Below are 4,872 nucleotides of genomic sequence, written 5' to 3'. Positions count from 1 at the left end.
GGCATCGGTATCGACGCGCACGTGGCCCGTTTCGAGGCCGACCACGACGACTACAACGCGATTCTGCTGAAGGCGCTCGCCGACCGCTTTGCCGAAGCCCTGGCCGAACGCCTGCACCAGCGCGTACGCACCGGGTTCTGGGGGTACGACCACACCGAAACGCTCGACAACGAAGCGCTCATCGACGAAAAGTACCGTGGCATCCGTCCCGCGCCCGGTTACCCCGCCTGTCCCGAGCACAGCGAAAAACGCCGGTTGTTCGACCTGCTGGACGCCGAAACCAACGCCGGCATGCAGCTCACCGAAAGCTTCGCGATGCTGCCGACCGCGGCGGTATCGGGCTACTACTTCAGCCACCCGCAGAGCCAGTATTTCGTGGTCGGCCGCCTCGGTCGTGAGCAGGTCACCGACTACGCACGCCGCAAGGGCGTGGACCGCGCCCAGGCCGAACGCTGGCTGGCGTCTAACCTGGACTACGATCCGGAATGATCGCCGCGCCTGGCAAGGATCAGGCGCCAGCGTCCACGACGAACCGATAGGCACCACAGGAAGCGGGCCAACCCGGACACTGCGACCCGTAACTGATCACGCGCCCCCGATCAGGGGGCGACCGCCGGTGCCGGCGACGACGCCTGCAGACGCTGCAGCTGATTCTGGAAATCAGGCAGCAGCAGACGGTTGCTGTATCCGCTGAGATGGTCGCCATCGAAGAACAGCGGCTTGCCGTCGCGGGTGGGAAGGCACTGCTCGCCCGGGCACAGCAACGGCATCGGATCCCATATGGATGCACCCGGCAGACCTGCGGCGACCTGCTGCAGGCCGGCCAGCACCGGCTCGCGCAACTGCTCGATCTCGCTGCGCGCAACCGTCATGCCGTTGGCACAGATCGGGTTGTGCCGGTTGAACACATCCGAGCAGCGGTACGGCGGTGCCGGCAGCACCGGCTTGGGTGCTTCCAGCACGATGCGCACGCCGCGTTCTGCCAGCGGTGTGAGCTGCTCGATCCAGTGCCCGATCTCGGCTTTGCGACCCGCGCTGGCCGTCTCGCTCAGATGCTCGGCACGCACCTGGGCAACGTCGAACAGCGCGTACGACTCAGACAGGCGTGGCAGGCGCAGCCCTGCCAGCAACACCACATCACCCGGCTGCGCGCGTGCCTGGATATCTTCCAGCACGTTACGCGTATAGGCCTCGCAGGACGGATTGGGGCCCTGCCAGGCTCGTAACCCGACCAGCGCGCAGCCGCCACTGCTGTACAGGTGGATTGGTGCCCCATCGAGCACGGCAAGGCGCTGCAGCATCTCGTGGTAGGCCAGTGCATGCGAATCGCCGGCCACGAACAACTGGCGGGTGGATGCAGTGCGTCCGGGGCACTCGCCGCGCTCGTAAAGGCGTGCCTGTCCGCCCAGTACCGGCACGTTGCTGACCCGCACGCGGCAGTCCGGGATTTCCTTCTTCAGCCCCTTGGCATACGGGTACCAGTCCAGCGAAGCACGGCTGACCACGCTGAGCGAGGTGTACCGCTGGGTCTTGGTCAGCGCCGACTGCAGGCCGGCACCGAGCACCAGTACGCCCAGCCCGACCACCACCCAGCGCGCGTTGCTGACGCGCCAGCGCGCACCATGCCGCAGGGGCTGTTCCACCCAGCGCCAGGACAGCCAGGACAACACTGCCACGCACAGTAGCGCGGCGCCGCCGGTGGCCACCGTCTCCAGGCCCACCGTCCAGCGGAACAGAACGAAGACCGGCCAGTGCCACAGGTACAGCGAGTAGGACAGCCGGCCAATCGTCACCATCGGTGTGGTCGCCAGCGTGCGCCCGATCCAGCCCCCGGGTGAGCGCTGCAGCAGGCCCAGCAATCCCAGCGTGCCCAATACCGGCCACAGCCCATCAATCCACGGCGAATGGCCCGGGCGCGCAGACCAGAGCCCATAGCCCAGTGCCACCACGCTCAGCAGCAGCAGAGGCGAGCGCCAACTGATACCCCGTGGCGGCACCGGCGGCGGCGTGAACCGGCCGCTCAGCGACAACAGCTGGAACAGCAGCACGCCAGCGCCAAGCTGCCAGAACCGCGTGGTGGTCAGGTAGAACGCATCGATCTCATGACCGCCCTGCCCCGCGCGGAACGCCGCATACCCCAGCGATGCCACAGTTGCTGCGCCAAACAGCCCCACCGACAGCCAGCCGCCGCGCCGGCCTTTGGCCCAAGCAAGGAACAGCAGCGGGAACAGCAGGTAGAACTGCTCTTCGACACCCAGCGACCAGGTATGCGTGTAGGGATTGAACTCGGTTCGCGGCGAGAAATAGTCGTTGCCGGTGCTGGCCAACACCCAGTTGCTCAACCCGAAGAACGCCATGCGGCCAGTCTTGTCGCTGGTCTCGCTGAGCCAGGATTCGGGAATCAGCAACGCGCTGAACATCGCCGTCACCAGCAGGCACACCACCAGCGCCGGGGCGATGCGACGCATGCGGCGTGCATAGAAGCGCGCCAACCCTGCCCATCCTCCGATCGCCGGCAGACGATCCACCGAGGCACTGACCACGAAGCCGGAGATGACGAAGAACACGTCCACGCCGGTAAAGCCACCCGGCAACCAGCTCGCCTTGAGGTGGTAGAGGATGACCGCCAGCACCGCGATCGCACGCAGGCCATCGATATGCGGGAAATATCCGGGACTGCGTTCCTGCATGGCCCTGCTCCTGACATGCAACGGGCGCCCTTCGGCGCCCAGTGCGTTCAACAATGGTCGCGTCGACTTACCAGACCAGGTCGTCGGGCACCTGGTACTGCGGGTCGGCGTAGGGATCTTCCTCGGCCGGTGCATTCGGGTCGACCTTCAACGCCACCGAAGCGGCGAACACCGCTTCAGACTGGGCCAGGACTTCAGCCGTCACCAGCAGGTAGCGACCGTTGAGCTGGACCACGCCCAGTTCACCGGCATTGAGTGCCTTGAGCTGCTCGGCGGTGACGTAGATGCGCTTGATCTTCCCGCCATAAGGGAAGTGGCGCGCGATATCGGCCGCTTCGGCATTCAGGCTCTTGTCCTTCAGCAGTTCTTCCAGCTTCACCTTGGCCTCGCGGCGCTGGCGGGCTTCTTCCTGCTTCAGGCGCTCAGTCTCGATGCGCTCTTCCTTTTCGCGCTGCGCACGGATCGCGTAGGCCTTGGCCAGATCCATTTCCTCAGCGGTACGCGGCTTGCGCGGACCCTGCCCGTGGCCCTGGCCACGCTGCTGGCCGGGCTTGCCCGGAGCGCCGTTGCCATGCGCACGCCGCTCGCCAGGCTTGTGTTCGCCCCTGCCAGCCTGCTGCGGCTTTCCATTGCCAGCACCACCCTTGCCCTGCGGGCGGCCATCACGGCGGGGGGCATCATTCTTGCGCTCGGGCTTGGGCGCGGGCTTGAAGCCCAGGCCCATCAGCTGGTCGCGGAGGGTATCGCTCATAGGATATGGATCAGTAGTGCGGCGGCGGCGGTTCGCTCGCCGGATCAGAAGAATTCAATGCATTGCGGACCTTGCCCAGGTCTTCCAGCAGCACGCGCAGGATGCCGGCATTGCGGCTGCCTTCCATACGCGCGTCTGCAAGTGCATCGCTCAGTTCGGCCAGCGCGTGTTCCTGGAAGGACACGCGCATCTCCAGCTCGACCAGGCGCGCTTCCAGCGCCTGCTCGCGTTCGGTCGGTACTTCAGACATGCAGCGAACGCCCCCGGCCAATGCCGTAATACGCAAGGCCAGCGGCCTCGACTTCGGCCGGCTCGTACAGATTGCGGCCATCGAACACCACCGCATCCTTCAGCCGCTCGCGCAGCATCTGGAAATCGGGGCTGCGGAACTGCTTCCACTCGGTCACTACGACCAACGCATCGGCACCCTGCAGCGCGTCGTCGGCGCTGTCACAGAACACCAGATCGTCGCGATCGCCGAAGATCCGCTGCGATTCATGCATCGCCTCCGGATYGTACGCGCGCACTGTCGCACCCCCTTCCCACAACTGGGCCAGCAGGCGACGGCTGGAGGCCTCGCGCATGTCGTCGGTATTGGGCTTGAACGCCAGGCCCCACACGGCAAACGTCCTGCCGCGCACGCCTTCGTCTTCACCCTTGTCGTAGTGGCGCTGGATCAGGGCAAACAGGTGCCCCTTCTGCGATTCATTGACCGCCTCCACCGCGTTCAGCAGCTTCGGCTCCAGGCCGGCCTGCTGCGCGGTGCGCGCCAGTGCCTGCACGTCCTTGGGGAAGCACGAACCGCCGTAACCGGCACCGGGATAGATGAAGTGCCAGCCAATACGCGGATCCGAACCGATGCCCTGGCGGACCTGCTCGACGTCGGCGCCCACGCGCTCGGCGATGTTGGCGATTTCATTCATGAACGAAATCTTGGTTGCCAGCATTGCATTGGCGGCGTACTTGGTCAGCTCGGCCGAACGCACATCCATCTCCACCACGCGGTCGTGGTTGCGATTGAACGGTGCGTACAGGCGACGCATCACGGCGACCGACTCGGCGCTGGTCGCACCGATGATGATGCGGTCAGGCCGCATGCAGTCGGCAACGGCGTCACCTTCCTTCAGGAATTCAGGGTTGGACACCACATCGAAGGCGATATCCGCTCCACGCGCTGCCAGCTCCTCGGCAATGGCCGCACGCACCTTGTCGGCGGTGCCTACCGGCACCGTCGACTTGTTGACCACCACGGTCGGCACCGAAATGTACCGACCGATGGTGCGGGCCACGGCCAGCACGTACTGCAGATCGGCGCTGCCATCCTCGTCCGGCGGCGTGCCCACGGCGATGAACACCACCTGGCCGTGGCCGATGGCGGTCGCCGCGTCGGTGGTGAACACCAACCGCGACGCGGCGTGGTTGGCCTTCACC

At 65.9% G+C, this 4,872-nt stretch carries 5 protein-coding genes; 1 reads left to right on the top strand and 4 read right to left on the bottom strand.

The features are described 5' to 3' along the window. A partial coding sequence (locus AB4Y84_RS13255; RefSeq protein ID WP_442250259.1) for a vitamin B12 dependent-methionine synthase activation domain-containing protein occupies window positions 1-489 on the top strand: 489 nt, incomplete at its 5' end. Window positions 490-599: 110 nt separating this feature from the next. Here the strand turns inward: AB4Y84_RS13255 and AB4Y84_RS13250 are convergent. From AB4Y84_RS13250 to AB4Y84_RS13235, 4 genes are all read right to left on the bottom strand, one after another. Continuing rightward, window positions 600-2,690, bottom strand: a complete 2,091-nt coding sequence (locus AB4Y84_RS13250; RefSeq protein WP_442244318.1) for an acyltransferase family protein — start codon at window positions 2,688-2,690, stop codon at window positions 600-602. Window positions 2,691-2,757: 67 nt separating this feature from the next. Next, complete coding sequence (locus AB4Y84_RS13245) at window positions 2,758-3,441, bottom strand: DUF2058 domain-containing protein (RefSeq protein ID WP_223495660.1); 684 nt, start codon at window positions 3,439-3,441, stop codon at window positions 2,758-2,760. 10 nt (window positions 3,442-3,451) lie between these two features. Then, window positions 3,452-3,691 carry a SlyX family protein gene (locus AB4Y84_RS13240; protein WP_025876828.1) on the bottom strand — a complete coding sequence of 80 codons (240 nt, stop codon included), beginning with the start codon at window positions 3,689-3,691 and terminating at the stop codon, window positions 3,452-3,454. Continuing rightward, window positions 3,684-4,872: UDP-glucose dehydrogenase family protein (locus AB4Y84_RS13235; RefSeq protein ID WP_442250258.1), on the bottom strand; the 1,189-nt coding region annotated here is incomplete at its 5' end. The genes AB4Y84_RS13240 and AB4Y84_RS13235, both read right to left, overlap by 8 nt.

Source organism: Stenotrophomonas sp. 2YAF22, from assembly GCF_052114665.1.
Taxonomy (GTDB): domain Bacteria; phylum Pseudomonadota; class Gammaproteobacteria; order Xanthomonadales; family Xanthomonadaceae; genus Stenotrophomonas; species Stenotrophomonas indicatrix.
The sequence above is the reverse complement of the archived record's forward strand: the minus strand, read 5'-3'. Positions and strand labels throughout refer to the sequence as shown.